The organism is Acidovorax sp. KPB24-07 (genome assembly GCF_057543315.1).
The window spans coordinates 1-1,057 of sequence record NZ_BAAJYS010000747.1; the positions used below are offsets into that span (position 1 = coordinate 1).

Sequence of the window (1,057 nt, forward strand, 5' to 3'; positions counted from 1 at the left end):
AAATTGCCGACACGGCACGCGCTCTTGGTTTCGCCGACACTGGCAATCGTTACGTCTTAAGTGGCAGCATCGAAGGTACGCGTTTTTTAAAAAAACCATGGCACACGTACTGGAGAATTACAAGCAACCAACCAGACCTACGTCGTACAAGTCTCGCCTTCATCCAAATTTCAATCGAGCAGAAATCTAACATCGTCGCCCATCTCACAAGGCGGGGATGGGGCCTTGATTATCGGCTTCATCATACTATTACCACTCATTTTAATAATCAATCCATGCATCACCTGCAGGTAAAAATTCCATTACACCCCTTATCTTAAAAATAGATATTTTTAAATATTTCCTCTATCAATTTTCAACCAGGTTAATAGTCATCGTCGCCTCTGGGTCACAAAGAGCGATTTACTCTCTCCTCCCCACCTCCCTCAAACACCCCACCAACGCCTGCGTCACCGGCGTCCCCTCCACCCCCCGCATCCGGATCAGCCCCACCGGCGGCAACTCGATCTCCACCGGCACCTTCACCACCGCCAGCATCCCCTGCTCCGCAAAATGCCGCGCCACCGTGCGCGCCATGAAGGCCACGGCGCCGCGCTGGTGCAAGAAGGTGATCTGCGACAGGAACGACGCCGACTCCACGATGTCGGCCGGCGGGTGCAGGTCGTGCGCGAAGAACTGCTGCTCCAGCTTCACCCGCAGCGAGGCCCAGGGTGGGGGCAGCACGCAGGGCTGCCCGGCGATGTCGGCCCAGCGGGGCTTGCGCTTCGTGGCCAGGGGATGCCCCGGTCGCACGACGGCGACCATGGGGTCGTCGTAGAGGGCCTCGGTTTCCAGGTCGGGCGAGGCGTAGCCCGGCTCCAGGCGGCCGACGAACAGGTCCAGCTCGCCCAGGCGCAGCTTCGGCAGCAGGCGCGTCAGGTCGCCCTCTTCGATCAGCACGGTGGTGTGGCGGGACCGGGCCTTGAGCTGTTCCACCGCCTGCGCCAGCAGCACGGGCGTGGCGGCCACCATGGCGCCCACGCTGGTGCGGCCGCGCGCGCCGCTGGCCTCGGCATCA

At 60.7% G+C, this 1,057-nt stretch carries 2 protein-coding genes; one reads left to right on the forward strand and one right to left on the reverse strand.

All coding sequences use genetic code 11. The annotated features are described in order from the left end of the window. On the forward strand, positions 1 to 320 hold a 320-nt coding region (locus AC27IQ_RS25505), incomplete at its 5' end, for a hypothetical protein (RefSeq protein ID WP_487091297.1). Between the two features lie 82 nt (positions 321 to 402). On the opposite strand, the gene AC27IQ_RS25510 is transcribed toward AC27IQ_RS25505, so the two are convergent. Further along, the coding region (locus AC27IQ_RS25510; protein ID WP_487091298.1) for a LysR substrate-binding domain-containing protein at positions 403 to 1,057 on the reverse strand (655 nt) is incomplete at its 5' end.